The 22777-nt window shown below is 59.6% G+C and carries 23 protein-coding genes; 11 read left to right on the forward strand and 12 right to left on the reverse strand.

What is annotated here, in order from left to right; genetic code table 11:
• The first annotated feature begins 120 nt into the window (after positions 1 to 120).
• The gene (rarD, locus tag GOV88_RS09005) at positions 121 to 1026 is read left to right on the forward strand and encodes an EamA family transporter RarD (protein ID WP_171240195.1); all 906 of its coding nucleotides are present in this window, start codon (positions 121 to 123) and stop codon (positions 1024 to 1026) included.
• Here rarD and GOV88_RS09010 read toward each other — a convergent pair.
• Together GOV88_RS09010 and GOV88_RS09015 are read right to left on the reverse strand one after the other, a co-directional pair.
• Positions 1017 to 1721: an SGNH/GDSL hydrolase family protein gene (locus GOV88_RS09010; protein ID WP_254449199.1), complete on the reverse strand. Its 705-nt coding sequence runs from the start codon at positions 1719 to 1721 to the stop codon at positions 1017 to 1019. The genes rarD and GOV88_RS09010 overlap by 10 nt on opposite strands.
• 2 nt (positions 1722 to 1723) lie before the next feature.
• Complete coding sequence (locus tag GOV88_RS09015) at positions 1724 to 2134, reverse strand: nuclear transport factor 2 family protein (RefSeq protein ID WP_171240196.1); 411 nt, start codon at positions 2132 to 2134, stop codon at positions 1724 to 1726.
• A 96-nt stretch (positions 2135 to 2230) separates the two neighbouring features.
• Between GOV88_RS09015 and GOV88_RS09020 the strand changes: the two genes are divergently transcribed.
• On the forward strand, positions 2231 to 2878 hold the full coding sequence (locus GOV88_RS09020; RefSeq protein WP_171240197.1) for an RluA family pseudouridine synthase: 648 nt from the start codon (positions 2231 to 2233) through the stop codon (positions 2876 to 2878).
• A 2-nt stretch (positions 2879 to 2880) separates the two neighbouring features.
• Here GOV88_RS09020 and GOV88_RS09025 read toward each other — a convergent pair whose 3' ends face one another.
• On the reverse strand, positions 2881 to 3066 hold the full coding sequence (locus GOV88_RS09025) for a hypothetical protein (protein ID WP_171240198.1): 186 nt from the start codon (positions 3064 to 3066) through the stop codon (positions 2881 to 2883).
• Positions 3067 to 3169: 103 nt separating this feature from the next.
• Between GOV88_RS09025 and GOV88_RS09030 the strand changes: the two genes are divergently transcribed.
• The 4 genes from GOV88_RS09030 (at position 3170) to GOV88_RS09045 (ending at position 6161) form a co-directional block, all read left to right on the forward strand.
• Positions 3170 to 3859 (forward strand): YafY family protein, encoded by a 690-nt coding sequence (locus GOV88_RS09030; RefSeq protein ID WP_171240199.1) that lies wholly within the window; start codon positions 3170 to 3172, stop codon positions 3857 to 3859.
• 118 nt (positions 3860 to 3977) lie between these two features.
• Positions 3978 to 4649: an OmpA family protein gene (locus GOV88_RS09035; RefSeq protein ID WP_171240200.1), complete on the forward strand. Its 672-nt coding sequence runs from the start codon at positions 3978 to 3980 to the stop codon at positions 4647 to 4649.
• Between the two features lie 119 nt (positions 4650 to 4768).
• Entirely contained in the window at positions 4769 to 5314 is a 546-nt protein-coding gene (locus GOV88_RS09040) for an NADPH-dependent FMN reductase (RefSeq protein ID WP_171240201.1), read from the forward strand.
• A 46-nt stretch (positions 5315 to 5360) separates the two neighbouring features.
• Positions 5361 to 6161 (forward strand): acyl dehydratase, encoded by an 801-nt coding sequence (locus GOV88_RS09045; RefSeq protein ID WP_171240202.1) that lies wholly within the window; start codon positions 5361 to 5363, stop codon positions 6159 to 6161.
• On the opposite strand, the gene GOV88_RS09050 is transcribed toward GOV88_RS09045, so the two are convergent.
• Positions 6153 to 7187, reverse strand: coding sequence for an FAD-binding oxidoreductase (locus tag GOV88_RS09050; protein ID WP_171240203.1), 1035 nt, complete (start codon positions 7185 to 7187; stop codon positions 6153 to 6155). The two genes, GOV88_RS09045 and GOV88_RS09050, sit on opposite strands and share 9 nt — an antisense overlap.
• A gap of 55 nt (positions 7188 to 7242) precedes the next feature.
• Between GOV88_RS09050 and mnmD the strand changes: the two genes are divergently transcribed.
• The gene (mnmD, locus tag GOV88_RS09055; RefSeq protein WP_171240204.1) at positions 7243 to 7908 is read left to right on the forward strand and encodes a tRNA (5-methylaminomethyl-2-thiouridine)(34)-methyltransferase MnmD; all 666 of its coding nucleotides are present in this window, start codon (positions 7243 to 7245) and stop codon (positions 7906 to 7908) included.
• A complete protein-coding gene (locus tag GOV88_RS09060) occupies positions 7905 to 8774 on the forward strand; it encodes a DMT family transporter (RefSeq protein ID WP_171240205.1) in 870 nt (289 codons plus the stop codon). The genes mnmD and GOV88_RS09060 overlap by 4 nt, the downstream gene beginning before the upstream one ends.
• Here GOV88_RS09060 and GOV88_RS09065 read toward each other — a convergent pair.
• Positions 8748 to 10712: a lytic transglycosylase domain-containing protein gene (locus GOV88_RS09065; protein WP_171240206.1), complete on the reverse strand. Its 1965-nt coding sequence runs from the start codon at positions 10710 to 10712 to the stop codon at positions 8748 to 8750. The genes GOV88_RS09060 and GOV88_RS09065 overlap by 27 nt on opposite strands.
• A gap of 133 nt (positions 10713 to 10845) precedes the next feature.
• On the opposite strand from GOV88_RS09065, the gene dapA reads away from it, so the two are divergent.
• Positions 10846 to 11718: a 4-hydroxy-tetrahydrodipicolinate synthase gene (gene dapA / locus GOV88_RS09070; protein ID WP_171240207.1), complete on the forward strand. Its 873-nt coding sequence runs from the start codon at positions 10846 to 10848 to the stop codon at positions 11716 to 11718.
• A gap of 98 nt (positions 11719 to 11816) precedes the next feature.
• Here dapA and GOV88_RS09075 read toward each other — a convergent pair whose 3' ends face one another.
• From GOV88_RS09075 to GOV88_RS09100, 6 genes are all read right to left on the reverse strand, one after another.
• Positions 11817 to 12689, reverse strand: coding sequence for a DmsC/YnfH family molybdoenzyme membrane anchor subunit (locus tag GOV88_RS09075; RefSeq protein WP_171240208.1), 873 nt, complete (start codon positions 12687 to 12689; stop codon positions 11817 to 11819).
• Positions 12689 to 13438: a 4Fe-4S dicluster domain-containing protein gene (locus GOV88_RS09080; protein WP_171124384.1), complete on the reverse strand. Its 750-nt coding sequence runs from the start codon at positions 13436 to 13438 to the stop codon at positions 12689 to 12691. The genes GOV88_RS09075 and GOV88_RS09080 overlap by 1 nt, the downstream gene beginning before the upstream one ends.
• Positions 13439 to 13529: 91 nt before the next feature.
• Entirely contained in the window at positions 13530 to 16382 is a 2853-nt protein-coding gene (locus tag GOV88_RS09085) for a molybdopterin oxidoreductase family protein (RefSeq protein WP_171240209.1), read from the reverse strand.
• Between the two features lie 50 nt (positions 16383 to 16432).
• Positions 16433 to 17446, reverse strand: a complete 1014-nt coding sequence (pta, locus tag GOV88_RS09090) for a phosphate acetyltransferase (protein WP_171126324.1) — start codon at positions 17444 to 17446, stop codon at positions 16433 to 16435.
• Between the two features lie 5 nt (positions 17447 to 17451).
• The gene (gene xsc / locus GOV88_RS09095) at positions 17452 to 19230 is read right to left on the reverse strand and encodes a sulfoacetaldehyde acetyltransferase (protein WP_171240210.1); all 1779 of its coding nucleotides are present in this window, start codon (positions 19228 to 19230) and stop codon (positions 17452 to 17454) included.
• Positions 19231 to 19356: 126 nt separating this feature from the next.
• Positions 19357 to 20817, reverse strand: a complete 1461-nt coding sequence (locus GOV88_RS09100) for a PLP-dependent aminotransferase family protein (RefSeq protein ID WP_171240211.1) — start codon at positions 20815 to 20817, stop codon at positions 19357 to 19359.
• A 124-nt stretch (positions 20818 to 20941) separates the two neighbouring features.
• Between GOV88_RS09100 and GOV88_RS09105 the strand changes: the two genes are divergently transcribed.
• On the forward strand, positions 20942 to 21250 hold the full coding sequence (locus GOV88_RS09105) for a helix-turn-helix transcriptional regulator (protein ID WP_171240212.1): 309 nt from the start codon (positions 20942 to 20944) through the stop codon (positions 21248 to 21250).
• A complete protein-coding gene (locus GOV88_RS09110) occupies positions 21243 to 22274 on the forward strand; it encodes a permease (RefSeq protein WP_171240213.1) in 1032 nt (343 codons plus the stop codon). Before GOV88_RS09105 ends, GOV88_RS09110 begins: the two co-directional genes overlap by 8 nt.
• An 82-nt stretch (positions 22275 to 22356) precedes the next feature.
• Here GOV88_RS09110 and GOV88_RS09115 read toward each other — a convergent pair whose 3' ends face one another.
• Positions 22357 to 22746, reverse strand: a complete 390-nt coding sequence (locus GOV88_RS09115) for a hypothetical protein (protein ID WP_171124372.1) — start codon at positions 22744 to 22746, stop codon at positions 22357 to 22359.
• Between the last annotated feature and the right edge of the window lie 31 nt (positions 22747 to 22777).

Below are 22777 nucleotides of genomic sequence, written 5' to 3' on the forward strand. Positions count from 1 at the left end.
GGTGAGCCGTCGCAATTGGCGAGACATATCAGATTCCATGATGGTGTCCGTCACAGATTTTGCGGATTTCTTTTTTCTGAGTTTGTCTTACAGAGCTTCAAGATCAATCGGAGACTCACCATGGCAGACACCCCAGTCCCGTCGAACAATGGCGACACGCCTAAAGGGTTGGCGCTGGCGGTCACGGCCTATGTTTTGTGGGGGTTTCTTCCACTTTACATGAAGGCGTTGGTGCATATCGGCCCGATTGAGATCGTGGCGCATCGGGTCATTTGGTCGGTACCTGTGGCAGGTGCGTTGTTGATCGCGCTTGGGCGAACCGCTGATCTGAAAGCGGCGTTGCAAAACCCCAAAATGTTGGGCATGGCCTGTTTGACTGCGGCGCTGATATCTGTGAACTGGGCGATTTACATCTGGGCCATTGCCAGCGGAAATGCGCTGGATGCCGCGCTTGGGTATTATATCAACCCGCTGTTCAGCATAACTTTGGGCGCGGTTCTACTGCGGGAGCCACTTAACAAAACGCAATTGATTGCCGTTGGTCTTGCTGCGGCCGGCGTACTGGTCTTAGTTCTTCAGGCTGGCAGTTTGCCTTGGGCGGCACTGGGCCTGATGGTCAGTTGGGGGTTCTACGCATTCTTCAAGCGATCTTTGCCTATCGGCCCAAATCAGGGGTTCCTGCTTGAGGTTCTGATCCTATTGATTCCGGCATTGGTTTACGTAACGTGGCTTGGTGCCAAAGGGACTGGGCATTTTGGGGCAACGGGTTCGGATACCCTGTTGTTGGCCGCTGCGGGGGTGGTGACGGCCGTTCCTCTGCTGGTTTATGCAAACGGGGCAAAGCTGGTGCGCCTGTCGACGATGGGCATATTGCAGTACATCGCACCGACCATGATCTTCATCACCGCGATCACTGTTTTCGGCGAGCAGATCGACAGGGGGCGCATGATTGCGTTTCCGCTGATTTGGGCTGCGTTGGTTGTGTACTCGATTCCAATGATCCGGCAGATGCGCGCTCAGGCCTGACGCAGGAGTGTCGCGGCTTCGGATGCCCAGATGGCATAAGTTTTTGGGCTGGGATGATAGCCGTCTGGCGCGGCCAATGCGGGATCGTCAGGCAAGTTGAGCGTTAGATGGCGAGCCTGAGAAAACTCGGCGGTGACTTCTTGCAAAGCCTGATCCAACCGGGCGGCCTGCTGACCCAGAACCCAGGCCAATGGCTGCGGCAGCGCTGGAAACCGGGCCATTTGGGGGACGCCTGTCGCGACAATGCGACGAACGCCAAACTGCCGGACAAGAAGGTTCATCAATAGCGTCTGTCGGTCGGCGAACTTCTTACGTGTGACGCCATGCGTGACATCATTCACTCCCAGCGCTGTGACTGCCATGTCAAATTGGCCGACCAAAACCTGCAGGCGGTTAAGTGTATCCTGCGTGGTGTGGCCGGTCATGGCTTCAAGCTGCCATTCGACGGTGTAGTGCCGGGACAATTCCCGAACCAGATGCCCTGAAAGCGCCTGTGCCTGCGTGCCGGCGCCTACACCGGCGGCCGAGCTGTCCCCGGCGATCAAAAGGCGCAGTCGGGGCCCCCGACCATTTCGGCCGCTGCGGGGGCCTATGGGTTCGGGCAAAAGTTGCGCGCTCCGTCGGACAGACAGGCCCTGTGCGGCCAGAACTGGCAGCAGCGGCACCCGCAACAACTGGTCTGGGGCTACTGGCATCATCAGCTCAGTGCGTTTTTGTATTCCAGAAAACGCGGATCGGTCATGACGCGGGCCATCATCGCTTCGCGCAGGGCACCAATCGTTTTGTAGGGGCGCATGACGACTTCGAACTCCTGTATCATACCATCGTCATCCAACGTGATCAGATCTACGCCGACCGCATCCAGATCGCCAACCTTGCACTGAAATTCCAACGCCCAATCCTTGCCGGCGCCCATGACCCGCCGATAGTGAAAATCAGTGAACACCTGCCCCACGTGGCCCAGTACCGCCGCGACCGGGGCGCGCCCTGTCCATGTGCTGAAATAGGTTGGGGGTGAAAACCGCACATCCTCGGCCAGCAGTTCTAGAATCTGGGATTCGTCACCTTTGGCAACAACCTCTTGCATGCGCTCGATTGTGGGGTGCATGAATTTTCCTCCGCTTTAGGGGCAGAGTTGCGGAACTATGCGGCGCAAGCAAGGACGACGTTGCGGGAGGCAGCGGGCTGCGGTAGGCAGGCGCGCATGAGCGAACCCTACGATCCACCCCAAACACCTCTGGACGTGTTGCACGAAGATGCGCAACTGATCGTGGTGAATAAACCATCGGGCCTGTTGTCGGTTCCGGGGCGCGGAGAGCATCTTGCCGATTGCCTGCTGACACGGGTGCAGGCAGCCTTTCCGCAAGCCTTGTTGGTGCATCGGCTCGATCGGGATACGTCGGGGGTGATGGTGTTCGCGCAGACCCCGCACGCCCAACGGCATTTGAGCATGCAGTTCGAGAAGCGCCAGACGCGCAAAACCTATGTCGCGCGTGTGTTTGGTCGGGTTGAACCCAAAACCGGCACCATTGATCTGCCGCTGATTGTGGATTGGCCCAATCGCCCGCGTCAGAAGGTGTGTCATGAGACTGGTAAACCTGCTGTCACGGATTGGCGGGTCGTTAAACACGAAGGCGACACGACCCGTGTGCGCCTGTTTCCGAAAACCGGGCGGTCCCATCAGTTGCGGGTCCACATGCAGGCTTTGGGTCACCCGATTTTGGGCGACCCGTTTTATGCGGACGTTGCAGCGCGCGACTATCCGCGCCTTATGCTGCATTCCGAAGAACTGCGCCTGAAAAACCCCGAGGGCGGCGTTTCAATGAAATTCCGCGCGGCGCCCGATTTCTGACGTCATATTACGTTGGTCCAGTGCAGCTTGAGATTGCCCAGAGAAAACCGCCTTGCTCGGCGTCTGGCGGTGCAGCGTTGACGGTTTGCTGCGACTTTGCGCTCTATTTCAAAGGCGCGCAGGTTGTGCTTATCGGACCATTGACCCAGTTTGAGGGTCATCAGAACATGATTGTCTCGGCTTGGCATGGAGGGCATCCTTTTTTGTGTTGGTCCAGCCTTGCCGATCACTGCTGACACCACCTTGTCAGGGGGCTGTGTTAGAGTGTCAGCAGTTCAGCCGGAGATTTTCATGCGCCGTTCGACCCGTTTGTTTGAGATCATCCAAATTCTGCGCGCCTCAAACGCGCCCGTCACCGCCGAGATGCTTGCCGAAAAGCTCGAGGTTTCCGTTCGGACGGTTTATCGCGATATTGCCGCGTTGCAGGCGCAGCGCACCCCAATCGAAGGTGAGGCGGGCATCGGGTATCTGATGCGCCGTGGTTATGATCTGCCGCCACTGAACTTTGACGCGGAAGAGGTCGAAGCATTGTGGGTTGGTCTGTCCATGCTGGCGCGCACCGGCGACAGCACGCTGCAACAGGCCGCCGATCGGGTGTGTCGCAAAATCGACGCTCTGCGCGCGCCTGCGGATTGGCTGCAAGTGGCCCCGTGGGGCGCGCCCGCAGACGACCCCGAAAAGGGATGCGTTCAGGTTGTGAACTACCGTGAGGCGATCCGGTCCGAGCGCAAGATCCGTATTACCTATGTCAATTCTGCTGGTGACCAGACGGAACGGACCGTGCGCCCAGTTGCGCTGATCTATCATATCGAGTGCACGATGCTTGCTGCATGGTGCGAGTTAAGAAACGGGTTTCGACATTTTCGGACCGACCGCATCTGGTCCTGTGATCTGATCGATGATCACTTTTGCGGTCAGGGCGCGCCGCTTCGCGCGATATGGCAAGAGCAAAATCGCTGGGACGCTGTCACACAACAATGACTGGCGGGTAACTGCCGATATCACCGGATTGTTGCTTGAGCCTGCTCGGCGTCGGCGCGATATACTGCGCTGAACAAGATGGTCCCGGCAAACGGGTACCAGAGCAGAAGGTGATTTCATGACCATTTCCAAGTTTGTTGTTTCCGCCGGGCTGTGCTCGGCAATGTTTTTGGGCGCGTGCACGGACCCCGGTACGCTGAATTTGCCAGCCGACCCAAACCAGAACACAAAACAGGGTGCGATTCTGGGTGGATTGGTTGGTGCGGGTGTCGGAGCGATCGCGAATGGCTCTGATCCGCTTCTTGGTGCGTTGGCTGGTGGTGCGATTGGTGCGGCCGGCGGCGGCCTGATCGGTAACCAACTGGACCAGCAGGCCGCAGAACTGCGCCAGCAATTGGCCAATCAGGGGATTACCGTAACCAATGCCGGAGACCGGCTGATTGTCACCGTGCCGAACGACATCACCTTTGACACCGACAGTTCGACCGTGCGCCCGGCGCTGCGGTCCGATCTGGTGCGGGTGGGGCAAAACCTGGTCAATTACCCCAACTCAACCGTGCAGGTCATTGGCCATACGGACAGTGACGGCGAGGCGTCGTACAATCAGTCCCTGTCAGAACGTCGGGCGCGTTCTGTCGCCGATATTTTGCAGGCCAATGGCGTCAACAGTGCAAGGATCAGCACGATTGGACTGGGTGAGAACCGTCCGGCAGCCTCGAACCTGACGCCAGAAGGCAAGGCCCTTAACCGACGGGTCGATATCGAGATCATTCCAAACGGGCGTACCTGAACCTGACGGGGCATCATTAGGTGCTCTGGCTTTTTTGCACATTGACTGCGCGTCATGGGGGCTATGGCGAGCAGAGGTGTCGCGCTAGTTAGTGAAGTACACCATCACGGAGCCCTACCATGACTGAACCGATCCTGCTTGGCCTGTCCGGGTCGCTGCGCCAGAGCGCAACCAACCGTAAGTTGCTGCGCGAAGCCGCGCGGCTGTTTGACCCCGGGACATATGTCGAGGCAGACCTGAACCTGCCGCTTTATGACGGTGATCTGGAGGACGGCGAAGGTATACCCGAGCCGGTTCAATTGCTAGCGGACCAGATCGCACAGGCGCATGCCGTGATCATCTCGACCCCTGAATACAACAAGGGGCCATCCGGAGTGTTGAAGAATGCGTTGGATTGGGTAAGCCGAACCAAGGGCAAGCCATGGGCCGACAAACCCGTTGCGGTGATGTCCGCCGCCGCGGGTCGCGCAGGCGGAGAGCGGGCCCAAATGGTGCTGCGCGGCTATATGGTGCCGTTCCAGTCACGTATTTTGCAGGGGCCGGAAATTCATCTGGCCAGCAGTTCCAGTGAATTCGATGAGCAAGGGAAGCTGACCAGCGAAAGATACGAAAGCGCTCTGCAAACTTTGATGCAGAAGCTGCGCGCCGAGGCTGGTTTCCAATAACCACAGGTCGCTTGTCGGTGCCGGTTCCGCTGTCTAGTGTTTTGCCATGAAGGTAGAGACACGGACAGATGTTCTGGACCCGGCCCGCGCCGCCGCGCTTCAGATCGCGTTGGGGCAGGGCGGGACCATTAGGGCAGGCACACCCTTGCCTGCCTTTTTCCACCAGCTATATTTCTGGACACCAAAGCCACCCGACGGCCTTGGCCGGGACGGTCACCCAAAGGTTGGAAGTGGCCTGATCCCCGATTTGGGTTTGCCTCGCCGGATGTGGGCAGGCGGTCGGCTGGAGTTTCATGCGTCCCTTTTTGCGGGCAGGGTAGCCGAACGGCGCTCGATTCGGGAAAGTCTTCTGCGCAAAACAGGGCGAACCGGGCCGCTGGCCTTTGTCACGCTGCGCCACGAGATATGGCAGGATGAAACGCATTGCCTGACCGAGTGGCAGGACCTCGTTTACCGCAACGATCCATCTGGCAATGAACCACGCCCTGTGCCGCCGGTCGCACGGACCGACGAGACCGCTCGGCGCGAGGTAACTTTCGACTCGACTTTGTTGTTTCGATACTCGGCGCTGACGTTCAACGGTCACCGTATCCATTATGACCTGGACTATGCGCGTCAGGTCGAAGGGTATGATGGTCTGGTCGTGCATGGGCCGTTGCTGGCCCAGTTGTTGATGTTGTTTGCCGAGGATGTGATGGGTCCGCTTGCACGGTTCTCGTTCCGCGCGACTTCGCCGTTGATGCATACCGAAACTGCGACCCTGTGCCGGGACGGTCAGAGCATGTGGGTGCGTGGCCCCGACGGGCGGCAATGCATGATTGCCGATGCCGCCGAGCGGTCACAGTGACGCTTGGGGCCGGAAATCGTCTGGGATCGTATCGCGGTCGTCCAGTATCAGATCGGCCATGACCGCGGCCACCTTCGGGGCCATTCCAAAGCCGATCTTGAACCCGCCATTGGCGATGAACTGTCCCTTGTGCAAGGGATGCGCGCCCAGCATAGGGGCACGGCTTTTGCTGCGGGGACGAACCCCGGCCCAGCGTTCGATCACCTCGGCCCCGTGCAGAACAGGGACTGCGCGCGTGGCACGCTCCAGCACGTCCTCAAGCGCGGCATCTGTGCTGGTTGGATCGTCATACTCGCGCTCGGAGGTTGAGCCGATGGCCAGCGTGCCATCCGCATGCGGCACGATATGGACCGTATCGGCAAAGAGCTGGGGAACATCTCCGGCGTCGAACCGCAACGATGCGGCCTGTCCTTTGACGCCATTGCCGACAACTTTCCCCAATGCGTCGTTGAGTTCCTGAAGTCCAGCCAACCCGGTGGCGTGAACGACTTGCCCCCTGTCCGGTGCCTCAGCCACGACATCAACACCCATGACGGCCAACGCTGATACCAGCGCGGCACAGGCGCGCCGCGGGTGCATCCGGGCGCTGAGCGTGTCGTGGATTACGTATCCAGTTGGACTGGGTGGGCACCACGATCCCAGTTGTTCGGTTTCAATGACACGCCATTCGGCCTTGCCCTGCCACAGTTCAGCCGCCGTGTCTGCGCGGGCGTGAGCCAGTTCCAAGGTTCTGGCGTCAGGAATGGGCTGAAGCCGCCCCAGCCTTGCGTAACCCGCTGAAACCCCGCCGATTTCCTCAACGCCTTTCCAAAATGGTTGGGCCATGATCAGGCTGTCGAACTGAAAGGCTTTCTTCGCGTTCCAGTTCTCGGGGACATGGGGGGCAAGGGCACCGACCAATCCGCCACTTGATCCCGCGCCCGCGCCAAAAGGTTCAACGACTTGAACTTTTGCACCGCGTCGGGCACAGGTCCAGGCGATGGACAGGCCAAAGATACCCGCGCCGCGTACCGTCACATCGACCATTGCCAAACCCCTTTTCCTTGTTCAGTGTCGCGCCGCTTAGCTACAGGATTCCCCGATGGCAGACCAGCGTGCCGAACTGACTTGGACCGACGATCAAATACCCGTTTCAGACCGGTTCGACGACCCGTATTACTCGTTGCAAAACGGGCTGGCTGAGACGCGTCATGTCTTTCTTGACGGCAACGACCTGCCCGCGCGCTTCGCGCCGGGATTTCGTATTGCTGAACTTGGGTTTGGCACCGGCCTGAACATGCTGACCGCGTGGTCAGAGTGGGAGAAGTCCGGACAAACAACACCTTTGAGCTTTACCAGTTTCGAAGCCTACCCAATGGACCCTGCGGATATGTCCCGCGCATTGGAGGCTTTTCCCGAAATCGCCCCCTGGAGCACGCGTTTTCTGCAGCACTGGCGCGGAGGGTCGTGCGATCTGGGTACGCTGCGGCTTGAGGTTATCGAAGGGGATGCGCGCGAAACGCTGGCCAATTGGACCAAGTCTGCCGAGGCGTGGTTTCTGGATGGGTTCTCTCCGGCCAAGAACCCGGAAATGTGGGGGGCTGAGTTGATGCAGCATGTGGCTGACCACACGTCCCCCGGCGGTACTGCCGCGACCTACACGGCTGCAGGTTTCGTTCGCCGCGGATTGGAGGATGCGGGCTTTTCTGTCACTCGCGTCCCCGGATATGGCCGCAAACGCCATATGACGCGGGCGGTCAGATCATGACGCAGCAAAACAATACACGCGCAGGGATTGCCCTGATGATCGCGGCAACCGTTGTGTTCGCGTTGCAGGACGGCATGTCCCGCCACCTTGCAGGTAACTACAACACCTACATGGTCGTCATGATCCGGTATTGGTTCTTTGCAGCGTTCGTCCTGGCACTGGCCCTTCGCGCCCCGGGTGGCATCGGAGTGACGGCGCGGACTAGCCAACTGGGATGGCAGATATTGCGCGGTGTCCTGCTTGCCGGCGAGATTTGCGTGGCCGTTTATGCCTTTACCGTGCTGGGTCTGATTGAAAGTCAGGCTGTGTTCATCTGCTATCCGCTATTGGTGGCGGCGCTTAGCGGTCCGGTATTAGGGGAAAAGGTGGGCTGGCGGCGATGGACGGCAATTGGCGTCGGCTGCATGGGCGTGCTGATTATCCTCCAACCCGGTATGGGCGTGTTCAACCCGCTGGCAGTGATCCCCCTGATCTCGGCTCTGATGTTCGCGGTCTATGGGTTGCTGACCCGGTATGTCGCCCGACAGGACAGCACTGCAACCAGCTTTTTCTGGACCGGTATCGCCGGAGCGGTCGCCATGACTGCGGTCGGCATGTGGTTCTGGGAACCTATGGAAAGCCGCGATTGGTTCTGGATGGGGTTGCTGTGTCTCAGCGGGGTGCTGGGACATTGGCTGCTGATCAAGTGCTATGAAATGGCCGAAGCCAGCGCCGTTCAGCCCTTTGCCTATTTCCACCTGATGTGGAGCGCGATTCTGGGAATCTCGGTTTTTGGCGAAACCCTGCGGCCCGCCGTTGTCATCGGCGCCGGACTGGTCATCGCCGCTGGCCTGTTCACCTTATGGCGCGAACGCCGCCAGAGTTGAGCCAATCAGCTCTTGCGAAAACGGGATCGGCAGGGCCGGTTGACCCAGACGGGCGCGGTAGACCGGCAGGCTTTCGGCGACGCGCATCACGTAGTTGCGGGTCTCGCTGAACGGGATCGTTTCAATCCAGTCGACAACGTCAATCTCACCTGCGCGCGGGTCACCATACCGACCCATCCAAGAGATCGGTCTGCGCGGCCCGGCATTATATCCGGCGGCCATCATCACTACGTTGCCGTTGAAATCCGCCGCCAGCCCAGACAGGTAATTCGCACCTAGCTTGGCATTGTATTTCCAGTCAGACGTCAGCTTGCCCGTCTTATGACCACTGAGGATGCCCATGTTTTTGGCAACCAGCTGCGCGGTCGCAGGCATGACCTGCATCAAACCTCGGGCACCTGCCCCACTGACGACAATGGGGTCGAACTCACTTTCGCGGCGGGCAATGGCCAACGTCATTTCCTTGGCCATCGGCAGGCCCAGATCGGCCACCGGATGCACCGGGTAATAGGCAGCAGGCAGGACAACACCGGTTTTGGCCGCGCGCTTGGCAATCATTACGGCCAGATGAGGCTCTTTCAATTCGATAACCAGATCACCCAGTTGAGTTGCCTCGACCGAGTCCAGGTCCTCCACCAGATGTGTCAGGAACCGTTCCGACAGGTTTGCTTCGCCAGCTTGCAGCAGCAACAACCCCGCCTCCAGCACGCTGGACTCGGCGAATTCGGCCTGTTTCCAATGTGGCGCGCGTCTGGGGTTTGCCAATTCACCATCGAACGGGCGGCCAATCTGTTCAGCCGCCAGCAATCCGTAGAACGAGGTCTGATGGTCCGCTCCCATGGCATAGGCTTCGTAGGCCTTGTCCGCATTGCCCTGTGCCGCGTAAGCCCGCCCAAGCCAATATCCGGCCCGCCCTTTCGAGATAGGCGACTGAACGGCGTCCGAGAAATTCTGGAAATGACGCACGGCTGTTGCCGGGTCGTTCAGTTTGCGCAGGGCAAGGAACCCTGACAGCCATTCAAGATCGGCATACCCATAGCCCATTTCAGGCGTCATGTGATGGTTGGCCGCGATGTCATAGGCGCGATTGATATCGCCGCCGCGCATCTCCAGCCGCGCCAGGCGGCGTCGGCCTTCTGCCCATTTGTCCGGCTCGCCCAAAGCCTCGGGGCCGGTGGACCGCGCCAGCATCAGGTCAATGGCGCTGTCGTCCAGTTCCTTTTTGTCCCGCCAGACAAACCGGTCAAACGCCAGCCCCGGGGCCTCTGCCAACGATTTGGGAACGGCAGCAACTTTACCATCCACACCAGGCAGGCGCTTTTGCAGCGCGATCCGGGCTTCGGCCAGCTTACGATGATCAGACCCGACCAAAGGCAGCATCTGTCCAGCGCTGACAAGGTGGTTATCCCACAGCATCCGATCCAGCCGGGCCTCATGGTGGGGCTTGAGGAGCTTCCCGAAGTTTTCAAGGTAATCCTTCTGCAGGCCTTTACCCATCGGCATGGTCCGCCACGCCGCAACGATATCTGCCTCGGCATCCCCTGGGCGCCCCTTGGCCTTGAGCGCCACCGCATAGTTCAATGCGCCCTCTGCCGTTTGCGGCGGTACATCGGCATAGAACTTCAATACACGGTCAGGATCTGCCCCGGTAAACGCCGGTTCGCTTTTGCGGCGCAGCCATGTCAGGCCCGGCCAATCAGGGCGACGGTCCAAAAAGACCAGTACGTCACCAGAGCTGCCAAAACCTTCGCGAAGCCAATGCCAGACGATTATGTCGCGTGATACCGATCCCCGCGCGCCTGCCTCACGCAAAGCGGCATTCCAGTCGCCTTTGCGCATTTCATCCAGCCCGGCGCGCAGATCGCTTGCTGCGTCGGCATGCGCCTGCCCGAATGATCCCAGAATCATTGCCATCAATAGCGTCAGAACGCGTGTCATGCCTTGCATTTCCTAACCAACCAAGGATAGAGCCATTCAGGATAAACCTTGCGCCGCCGGGATCAACTCACATCACTCAGATTGTGATCGCTGGCGGCACAATAATTGCCAACTGCACTCTGAGGAGCGTGTCATGTTCAAAGGCTCGATGCCAGCCCTGGTCACCCCGTTCACTAACGGCGAGTTGGACCTGGATACGCTCAAACGGTTGGTCGAATGGCAAATTCACGAAGGGTCAACCGGTCTGGTTCCCGTTGGCACCACCGGCGAAAGCCCCACCCTCAGCCATGATGAACACGAAACCGTCGTCGCAGAGGTCGTAAAGGCGTCGGCCGGGCGCGTACCAGTGATCGCGGGTGCGGGATCGAACAATACGGTCGAAGCTATCCGTTTTGTGCGATTCGCTCAGAAGGTTGGCGCTGACGCCGCGCTGGTTGTGACCCCGTATTACAACAAGCCGACGCAAAAAGGACTGATCGCACATTTCCGGGCGCTGCACGATTGCGCAGATATTCCGATCATCATCTACAATATCCCGGGCCGCTCGGTCGTCGACATGACGCCTGAAACGATGGGAGAGTTGGCGGAACTGCCGAGCATTGTGGGCGTTAAGGACGCCACCGGCGATCTGGCTCGTGTCAGCCAGCAGCGCGCCACCTGCGGCGCAGATTTCTGTCAATTGTCAGGCGAAGACGCAACTGCACTTGGCTTCAATGCGCATGGGGGCGTGGGCTGCATTTCGGTAACAGCAAACGTGGCGCCGAAACTCTGCGCCGAGTTCCAGCAAGCGACGCTTCAGGGTGATTACGCCAAGGCGTTGGAATATCAGGACCGGCTGATGCCTTTGCACGAGGCGATCTTTGTTGAACCGGGGCTTGTGGGCGCGAAATACGCCCTCAGTAAACTCGGCCTCTGCAGCACCGAAGTCCGTTCGCCTCTGACTGAGCTGGAAGAAGATACCAAATCTGCGATTGATGCGGCATTGGTCCACGCCGGTCTCCTATAGCCCGGCTGACCCTTGGCGGGGTCCGCCCTTCATCTGGCTGAAAATATCCCGGGGGATGAATTGGTCTGAAAGACCAAGAAGGGGGCTGGCCCCCTTCTTTATCTCTTTCCGTAATACAATCCGACCACGTGCTCGGCCTGCGCGAAAAACAACCAGCGTGACACGGCGACACCCGCCAGATGCGAGACCACCGCGATCAGCGCAAAAAAGTGGTTGAACGGCAAAAACAGCAGAACGACTGGTACGAAGAAAGCCAACAGAAACGAAAGGATCCGCAGCTTCTCGGCATGTTTGCGTCCCACGACATGCACGAACTCGCGCAGCAGATAGTTCGTCCCGGTATGCGGAGGTTCAAACGCCCGAACTGCCCCGCGCGACCCCAGACCCGTTGCCGTGCCTAGGTTGGTTCCAGATTTGGCGAACGCTTTGTCGCCCTGCCACCAATAAAGGGCTTGAATGGTCGCGGCGATAAGTAACAAAGGTACGGCAAGCCGGGTTTGACCTGCAAGCAGAGCCCCGCCAGCCAGACCGAAACTCAGAAACAGAGCCGGTGTCAGCTTCATGTTCCAGCGAGGGATGGTCTTGAGTTGGGTATAGATCATGGACGTCGTGAAAACAGTCGCCAACGAAAACACTGACCCGATGACCCCAAGCACGCTCCACTTTTGTCCCAGAAAGACCGCTCCAATCGCGTAAAAGCCCATGACGGTCAGCGCGATGACAGCGCACCAACCTTCACGACTAAGCCAACTGGACCTCCATTGTGTGAAGGCCTTCCAGGCGCGTTCAGGGTGCCCAAGGTGGAAGGTCGACGCCATAAGTCCGCCAACAGACAGGCCATAGGCGATAATAAAGAAGACGAACGCAACCCAGCCGGTGACGTCCGGCATCCCCAGACCCAGAAAGAAGAGAAGACCGAAACCCAGACCGGACAGGGTGGTGAAGATGATGACGGAAGGCGCTGGATGCATCAGAGCTTCTCCAGAGCTTTGTCGAGCCAGCCGATAAAGCCCTTGGGTTCTTCGGCGACCGGAGCCAGCAGAGGCGCGAGAATATCAATCTGGTCTTCCACCTGATCTTTGGGGCGCGGTGGCAGGTATTTGTTCACGGGTTTTGTGCCCATCTCGGGCATCAGGTCCATTCCTTCGCGTTCGGCCACCAATTTACTGACATCGCTTTCGGGGTCTCCCAGATCACCGAAATGCCGTGCCCCTGCGGGGCAGGTGCGAACGCAGGATGGAACTCGGTCCACTTCGGGCAGGTTTTCATTGTAAATACGGTCAACACACAATGTGCATTTCTTCATTACACCTTCCGCCATATCCATCTCACGCGCGCCGTAAGGGCAGGACCACGCGCAGAGCCCACATCCGATGCAGTCACTTTCATTGACCAGCACGATGCCATCCTCGACCCGCTTGTAACTGGCCCCGGTTGGGCAAACGGTGACGCATGGGGCGTCCTCGCAATGCAGGCAGGACTTTGGAAAGTGGATCAGTTGGGCCGGGCCTTGATTGGGTTGCACTTCGTAGGAATGAACTCGGTTCAGGAACGTGCCTGAGGGATTGCTGCCATAGGCATCCTGATCCGAAAGGGGAGCGCCATAGTTTTCTGTGTTCCAACCTTTGCACGATATTACGCAGGCATGGCACCCGACACAGGTATCGAGATCGATCACCAGCCCCATTTTGCGCTCGGTGGATTGCGGGAGCTGGGTCATGGTTGCCTTGCCTCTGCGTTTGGGGTGACGGCGGGCTGGGGCTCTGCCCCAGACCCCGGGATATTTTGGGCCAGATGAAGAGCGGATCGGGTCATTTGCCAACCTTCCAAGCGAGGTCTTTGGGCCCGGTCCCCACAGGCGACTTGATCGGGCTAAACTCCGGTTGGCTTTCCGCATCCTCAGGCGGCGCGGCCTTTTCGATTTTGACCTTCAGGTCGAACCACGCGGCCTGTCCGGTAACCGGGTCGGAATTGGCCCAGCGCATTCCATCGCCTTTGTGTGGGAGGAGTTCGTGGATCAGGTGGTTCAGCAGGAAGCCTTTGGTGGCTTCGGGGGCGTCTTCTTGCAGGGCCCAGGCACCTTTGCGCTTACCAATGGCGTTCCATGTCCACACGGTATTTTCGTTCAGTGCAGCCATTTCCATGACTGGGATTGTGATTTCCCCATGCGGTGAACTGACTTTGGCCCAGTCACCGTCTTGCAGATCGTGTTCGCGCATCAGCTTTGTGGGCACGTAAAGCGGGTTGCGCCCGTGCAATTGGCGGAGCCATGCGTTTTGGGTGCCCCAGCTGTGATACATCGCCATGGGGCGTTGGGTTAGGGCGTTGACGGTGAAGCCTTCGTTGCCCTGCTGGTCGGTTTCGTACCAGATGGGCAGCGGGTCCATCGTGTCTTTGAGGCGCTGGCGCAGGTGCTCGGGGGGCTGGCGGTCACCATGCCCTTCGGCGGCCAGTTGGAATTTGCGCATCGGTTCGGAATAGAGCTGGAACAAGTAGGGTTGCGGGCTGTCATAGAGGCCCATGTCAACGGCCCAATCCTGATAGGCGGTGTTCCACGGTTTGTAGTAGTCCGCGCCTTCGGGGATGTGGGCCACGTAGAAGCCGCCGTTTTCGATGTACCGGTTTAACTGGTCCGGGTTGACCTCACCACGCCCTTCCTTGTCGCCGTCCTCACCCCGGAACCCGGCAAGCGGGCCGATGCCCGGTTTGCGTTCGTGGTTGACGATATAGTCAGCGTAATCCTTCCATTTTGGTGTGCCGTGTTCGTTTGTGAAGCCCGGCAGGCTCATGCGGTTGGCCAGTTCAATGAGCACCGACTGGAACCCGCGTACGTCGCGGTCGGGTTCGATCACGGGCCAGCGGATCGCGTCGGCGGCGGCGTCGGCCTCGCAGATTGGGCGGTCCAGAAGTGAGATGCAGTCGTGTCGTTCCAGATAAGTTGTGTCGGGCAGGATCAGGTCGGCATAGGCGACCATTTCCGAGGAATAGGCATCCGAGTAGATGATCTTGGGGATGACGTATTTGCCGTCTTCGGTCTTGGCCGAAAGCATCTCCATCACGCCCTTGGTGTTCATGGAGGAGTTCCACGACATGTTCGCCATATACATGAACAGCGTGTCGATCTTGTAAGGATCACCGGCGGCGGCGTTCGAGATCACCATATGCATCAGCCCATGCGCCGACATTGGGTTTTCCCATGTGAACGCCTTGTCGATGCGCTGGGCATTTCCGTTTTCGTCCAGCAGCAGGTCTTCGGGGCCGCGCGGGAAGCCAAGATGGGGGCCTTCCAGCGGGCGACCCGGGCGGCGGTCGCCGTGCGGGGTGGGGTGGGCCTCGACCGGTTTGGGGTAGGGCGGTTTGAAGCGGAAGCCGCCGGGAACCTCGACTGTGCCAAGCAGGATTTGCAGGGCATGCAGCGCGCGACAGGTTTGGAAGCCGTTGGCATGGGCCGAAATCCCGCGCATGGCATGGAAGCTGACCGGGCGGCCCGTCATTTTCGAGTGCTTCTCCCCTCGGAAGTCGGTCCATTCGTGGTCCAGCTCGATCGCTTCGTCAAAGGCGACGCGGGCGGTTTCAGCAGCGATGGCGCGGATGCGCTTGGCCGGTATGCCGCAGCGTTCGGCCACGGCCTCGGGCGCGTGGTCGTCGGACAGGTATTTCTCGGCCATCAGGTGAAAAACTGGGCGGTGCGTGACGCCGTCCTTGTCGTATGTGGCCGACAGGTCCGGGCGGACGCCGGGTTTGTCAAAGGCGGTGGGCTCGCCTGTCACGCGGTCGATCACCAGTGGTTTACCGTCGGCGTCGCGCAGGAACAGGCCCTTTTCCGGGCCCTCGGCAGCGTTCACCAGAACCGGCGCATTGGTGTAGCGGCTGATGTAGTCGAGGTCGATCTTTCCTGCCTTCATCAGTACATGGATCAGCGACAGGATAAACAGTCCATCGGTGCCGGGCGTGATCCCGACCCAATCGTCAGCGACGGCGTTATAGCCCGAGCGGATCGGGTTCACACCGATCACCCGCGCGCCGCGTGCCTTGATCTTGCCGATCCCCATCTTGATCGGGTTGCTGTCATGATCCTCGGCCACACCGAATAGCATAAACAGCTTGGTGTGCTCCCAGTCGGGTTGGCCGAATTCCCAGAACGCGCCGCCCATGGTGTAGATCCCACCCGCCGCCATGTTGACCGAGCAGAATCCGCCATGGGCCGCATAGTTTGGCGTGCCGAAATGCTGCGCCCAGAAACTGGTAAAGCTCTGGCTTTGGTCGCGCCCGGTGAAGAAGGCCAGTTTCTGTGGGGCGGTTTCGTGCAGTTCGTTCAGCCAGCCGACAGCGGTGCTGATCGCCTCGTCCCATTCGATTTCGCGGAATTCGCCCGAGCCACGCGGGCCGACCCGGCGCAGCGGTTTACGAAGGCGCGAGGGCGCGTTGACCTGCATGATCCCGGCGCTGCCCTTGGCGCACAGAACGCCCTTGTTCACGGGGTGGTCGCGGTTGCCCTCGATATAGGCAACTTTGCCGTCCTTCATGTGGACATTGATACCGCAGCGGCAGGCGCACATGTAGCAGGTGGTCTTGCGGACCTCGTCTGAGACCTTGGGCGAGGTGTCGATCACTGGCTGGTTCAAAAGCGCCCCCCTTAAAGACTGCGATCCGACTTTTCTCATAAAATGAGGTAAATCGGAATAATGTTTTCATTTTTTCTTGTGAGGACGACTTACGTCCCGGAATCGTTGTGTTGCGCCTGAACGGCGGTGACGGCGATCATGTGCAGTATGTCCTCGGATGAACAGCCGCGTGACAGGTCGTTGGCGGGTTTCGCCAATCCTTGCAGCACGGGGCCGATCGCCTCGACCCCACCGATGCGTTGCGCGATTTTATAACCCAGATTGCCCGCGTTCAGGCTGGGGAAGACAAAGACATTTGCTTCACCTTTGAGTGGTGAGTCCGTGGCCTTGGCGGCGGCGATTTCAGGCACGAAGGCGGCGTCGAACTGTAGCTCTCCGTCGATCAGCAGGCTTGGGTCTTTGGCGCGGGCGATCTGCGTCGCTTCGACCACTTTCGAAACCTTAGGGTGTTCTGCGCTGCCTGAGGTGGAAAAGGATAGCATCGCCACCCGCGCAACCTCGCCGGTCAGGGTCGTGTAGGAGTCAGCCGAGGCGCGGGCGATCTCTGCCATCTCTTGTGCGTCGGGGTCCACAATCAGCCCGCAATCGGCAAAGATTCGGGCGCCTTTGACCTCGTGATGGTCCTGGCAGAACAACATCAGGAAAAAGCTGGATACCATCGCGGCTTCGGGCGCGGTGCCGATGATCTGTAACGCGGCGCGCACGGTGTCAGAGGTTGTCTCGACCGCGCCGCCGACAGTGCCGTCGGCGATGTCCTGTTGCACCAGCATTGCGGCATAGATCAGACGGTTGGTGATCTGCTGGCGCGCGTTTTCCAACGTCATGCCCTTGTGCTTGCGCCGTTCGTATAGCGCTTGCGCAAGGCCGGGCGTCAGGTCCGACGTGGCCGGATCGTGGATGTCGATCCGGTCTGAATCATACCCGTCATGGGTTTCAAGCAGGGCCGAAACTTCGGCCCTGTCTCCGATCAGGATGATCCGCGCGACATTCTCTTTTACGGCTTTCACCGCGCCTTCGACAACGCGGGGATCGTCGCCCTCGGACAGGGCGATGATTTTGTCCGACGCGCTTGCCGTCCCGAGAATGGCGCGCAGAGGCTTCACGGGGGTTACGCCCCGGCCTGTGGGGCCATGTCATCGGCGCTGATGCCCGCAACCGCCACCGGCTTTTTCATCGCGTCGCGGCGGAAGGGTTCGCCCAGTTCCTGATTGATCATGGCTTCGATCAGGGTGGTGATGCCGTTCTTCTGGTCTTCGATAGCCTGATTCAGGGCGGCCGTCAGCTCGTCCATCGTGCGCGCCACGACGCCTTTCAGACCGCAAGCTTGTGCAATTCCGGCGTAAGACACTTTGGTGTCCAACTCGGTGCCAACGAAATTGTCGTCAAACCACAGGGTCGAGTTTCGCTTTTCGGCCCCCCACTGATAGTTGCGGAAGACGATCTGGGTGATGGCGGGCCATTCCTCGCGCCCGATGGCGGTCAGTTCGTTGACCGCGATACCAAAGGCTCCGTCGCCCGAGAACCCGACAACCGGCACGTCCGGGTTGCCGATCTTGGCGCCCACAACCGACGGCAGGCCATAGCCACACGGGCCGAACAGGCCGGGCGCCAGATACTTGCGACCATCCTCGAAGGATGGGTAGGCATTGCCGATGGCGCAGTTGTTGCCGATATCGGACGAGATGATCGCCTCTTTCGGCAGGGCGGACTGAATCGCGCGCCACGCCATGCGGGGGCTCATCCAGTCGGGCTTGGCGGCGCGGGCGCGCTGGTTCCATGTGGTGCCCGGATCGTCATCTTCGTGGTCCATGCTGGAGAGTTGCTGCGCCCATGCGGATTTTTTCTGGGCGATGCGCGACTTGCGTTCAATCCGCCCTGCATCGCCTGCAGTATCGCTTAGCTGCGCTAGAATGCCCTTGGCCACCTTGGCCGCGTCACCGATGATGCCCACCGAAACCGTCTTGGTCAGGCCGATCCGGTCGGCGTTGATGTCGACCTGAATGATCTTGGCGTCCGTCGGCCAGTATTCCATGCCATAGCCGGGCAGGGTCGAGAACGGGTTCAGGCGGGTGCCGAGGCACAAAACCACATCAGCCTCGCTGATCAATTCCATCCCCGCTTTTGAGCCGTTATAGCCCAGCGGCCCGGCAAACAGCGGGTGCGAACCGGGGAAGGCATCGTTGTGCTGATAGCCAACGCAGACCGGCGCATCCAGACGCTCGGCCAGATCTTTAGACGCCTCGATCCCGCCTTCGGACAGAACCACGCCCGCGCCGTTCAGGATCACCGGGTTCTTGGCATTCGACAGCAGATCGGCCGCCTGCGCCACGGCGCTTTCGCCGCCCGAAGGGCGCTCGAACTCAACAACTGCGGGTAGGTCGACGTCGATGACCTGAGTCCACATATCGCGCGGGATGTTCAACTGCGCAGGCGCACTGGCGCGTTTGGCCTGCATGATCACGCGGTTCAGAACCTCGCACACGCGGGACGGGTCGCGGACCTCTTCCTGATAGGCGACCATGTCTTCGAACAGTTTCATCTGCTCGACTTCCTGAAAACCACCCTGACCGATGGTCTTGTTCGCGGCCTGCGGGGTGACCAGCAGCAGCGGGGTGTGGTTCCAATAGGCGGTTTTAACAGCGGTGACAAAGTTGGTGATGCCGGGCCCGTTCTGCGCGATCATCATCGACATCTTGCCGGTGGCGCGGGTATAGCCGTCGGCCATCATTCCGGCGCTGCCTTCATGCGCGCAGTCCCAGAACATGATCCCCGCCTTAGGGAACAGGTCCGAGATTGGCATCATGGCCGAGCCGATAATCCCGAACGCATGTTCGATTCCGTGCATTTGCAGAACCTTAACAAAGGCCTCTTCCGTGGTCATTTTCATCTGAATGATCTCCGCGCATATGTGGAATGGCTGGGTCTTTCGCCCCGCCTTTAGATATGGTTTTGACGGATGGGGAAGAGTGACGTTAGGGCCAGAATGCGCAGCGGAATAGGTCCAGTACTTCCGCTAATAGTCGCGGATCACCTCGGCGATGCGTTTTACGCCCGGTGCGATGCGATCCGGCGCGATTGAGGAATATCCCAGACGGTAGAAATTCCGGGGCCGGTCGGGTTCGGAAAAGAATGGCGCGCCGGGTTCGATGTGGACGCTTTGGCCTTGCAGGGCCTTAGCCAGCCGGGTTGTGTCCACATGATCCGGTGCCGACATCCAGATTGATGAACCGCCCAGAACGCCGCGCCCGGCGACAGTCAGGCCATTCTGTTCGACGGCCTGATCTAGCGCCGTGCGCCGTTGGGCCAGCGCCTTGGACATCCGCCTGATCTGCGCGTCATAGTGGCCAAGCGACAGGAAATAGGCGGCCGTGCGCTGGATATGTCCTGGCGGGTGGCGCAAGACCAGTGATCGCAGGGCGCGGGCCTCGCGGATAAATGGCTCGGACCCTACCATGTAGCCAAGGCGCAAGCCGGGAAAGAGCGATTTCGAGAAGCTGCCCACATAGATCACCCTCCCGTCCCGGTCCATCGACTTGAGCGCGGGCGAGGGCGCACCCAGAAAGGCCATCTCGAATTCATAGTCATCCTCGACCACCATCGCGTCCAATTCGCGGGCATGGGCCAGCAGAGCGGTGCGCCGGTCCACAGGCATGGTCGCGGTGGTCGGGCTTTGGTGGCTGGGGGTGGTAAAAATCACATCGGTCTGGTCGGGCAATGCCTCGGGTGGCAAGCCGTCGCGGTCCACGGCGACCGGGGCCACTTTGCAATCGGAATGGTTCAGCAGGTCGCGAAGGGCATAGTAGCACGGGTCTTCGATCACCGCCGTCCGGTTGCGGTTCAACAGAATGCGCGAGGCTAGCCAAAGCGCGTTTTGCGCGCCCATTGTAATCAGAATCTCTTCGGGTCGGGCTGCGATGCCGCGGCGGGGCAGGGTGTGGCGGGCGATGAACTCGACCAGCAGGGGGTCGTCCTGATCCACGTAATCCCCGGTCAGGGAATCGAAATCCTTATGTCCCAGCGCCCTGACCGCGCAAAGCCGCCAGTTGGCGTGGTCAAACAGCGACCGGTCGGCCTGACCATAGATGAACGGATAGCGGTAATCGCGCCAATCTGCGGGTTTGGTCAGGGTATCCCCGTCCGAAAAACGCCGGGCCAGCGCCGTGTTCCAATCGACCGTTTCATTTCCGCGCGGAGTGGGCGTGTATTTCGGCGGCACCGGCGCATTTTCCGACACATAATACCCCGACCGCCCTTTGGAGGTGAGGTAGTCATTGGCCAGCAACTCCGTATAGGCCAGCGTTACCGTGATCCGGCTGACCCCCAGATGTGCGGCCAGTTTGCGGGATGACGGCAGTTTCTCACCCACGTGGAAACGGCCCGACAGGATACCCTCGGCAATCATCTGCTGGATCTGTGCCTGCAGCGTGCCCTGACCGTTGAGTTCCAGAAAGAAAGTGTCGACCGAAATGCCCATAGGGCTTTATAGGGTGGACTTATAGGGTGAGCAATCTGGACTTACTGGTTTTTGATCATTTTCATTGACACCAGAAATCGACCCGCCTAAATAACTAGAAATCTAGTTTAATTGAGCGCACGAAATGTGGGAAACCGCCGCTGCGGGATTTTCGGCCATGGGGTCCGAGGCCCGGTTGAAGGTTCTGAAAACTCTGGTCCGTGCAGGTGAAGCCGGGCTGACCGTAGGGGAAATACAGGAACGCACGGGTATCGCGCCTTCTACGCTGGCCCATCACCTGCGGTTTCTGGCAGCCGGACGTGTGGTGCAGCAGGAAAAGATCGGGCGCACCACGATCAACCGCGCCAGCTATGACGAGTTGCGAAACCTGGCGCAGTTCATCCTGTCCGAGTGCTGCGTGGACGAAGAAGGAAAGGCCGCGAACGATGGCTGAACTGACACAGAACCCGAAGATTTCGGGAAAAGCCGCGCTGGACGTGATTAAAACGCCTTGGGCTGTGATCGTTGCGATCTTGATTGCCGTGGCGGTTCTGGACCCCGGAAACTGGGCAGAGGTTGTCACATTCGCAGGCAAGGCCCTTGCCCACACCGGTCAATATATCTTGTTTGCCGTCCTGCTTCTGTCTTACCTGAAGGCGACAGGGGCCGAAGTCATGGTCGCGCGCGCCTTTGAGGGGCGCGAGACACGGATGATTTTCCTCGCCGCTCTGTTTGGTGGGTTGGCACCATTTTGTTCCTGCGAGGTGATCCCGTTTATCGCCGGTCTGCTGGCGCTGGGTGCGCCCTTGTCGGCGGTGATGGCGTTCTGGCTCAGCTCGCCTTTGATCGACCCGCCCACATTGCTGATCACCGCAGGTGCGTTGGGCTGGCCGTTCGCGATCGGTAAAGCCGTAGCCGCCGTTGCCTTGGGATTGTTCGGTGGTTTTGTCGTGCGCGGTCTGATGCGCAGCGGCGCATTCGCGCAACCGCTCCGGGAATACAAACCCGCTGGATGCTGCGGGTGCGGCCCAAAGCAAGACGACAAACCCGTCTGGCGGTTCTGGCAGCAGCCCGAGCGTCGTCAGCGCTTTCGCACCGAGTTTGTTCACAACGGTCTGTTCTTGCTGAAATGGCTGGCCCTTGCCTATGTCCTTGAGGCGCTGCTGGTCAGCTATGTGCCCGCCGATCTGATTGCCCGCGTGGTTGGTGGTGAGGGTGTCGTGCCCATCGTTATCGCAGCCCTGGTTGGAATGCCGGCCTACCTGAACTCATACGTCGCACCGCCGCTGCTGGCCGGTCTGACTGAACAAGGGATGAGCGTCGGTGCCGCCATGTCCTTCATGGTTGCAGGTGCGGTCAGTTCGATCCCGGCCATGGCAGCCGTCTGGTCGCTGGTCAAGCCGAAGGTGTTTGCGACCTATCTGGGGCTGGGCATAACCGGCGCCATTGTCGCAGGGATCATCTTTCAGATGGTTTAGTGCGATTTGGGTGCCAAGCTGAACCCCAGACGCGTAAAAGGAAAAACCGCCCGGTGTTTTCTCACCGGACGGTTTCGCGTGATCAGCTTGCGTCGCAGTAGCGTGGCAGCTTGAAGCGGTATCGCGGTTCACCACTTTCGACATACACGCGTTTTTCTATGCAGGCGCTGTCGCCAACGGTCTGGGAAATCGGTGATTCTGTCGACGAGATCGACGTTGCAGACCCGTCCGGCAACCGTACCGAGGCAATGACCCCATTCTTGAGATCTCCGTTGATCGGCGTGGCAGACAGGACCGGAACCGTCATGAATGCTTCGTGTTCGTGGCGCCCGTCATCGTTGAGAAGCAATAGGGCCGCTGCAACGGCAACGACTCCGACACCTCCGAGCACAGCCAGACCCTTGGTTTTCATAAAAGCATAGATCGACACGGCACGGTGTGGACCAAATAGGGCAGACAAGACATTCAGCATGGGGGTACCGTCAAAAAAGCCCCGGCCTGTT

This window comes from Ruegeria sp. HKCCA5491, from assembly GCF_013034565.1.
GTDB lineage: Bacteria > Pseudomonadota > Alphaproteobacteria > Rhodobacterales > Rhodobacteraceae > Ruegeria.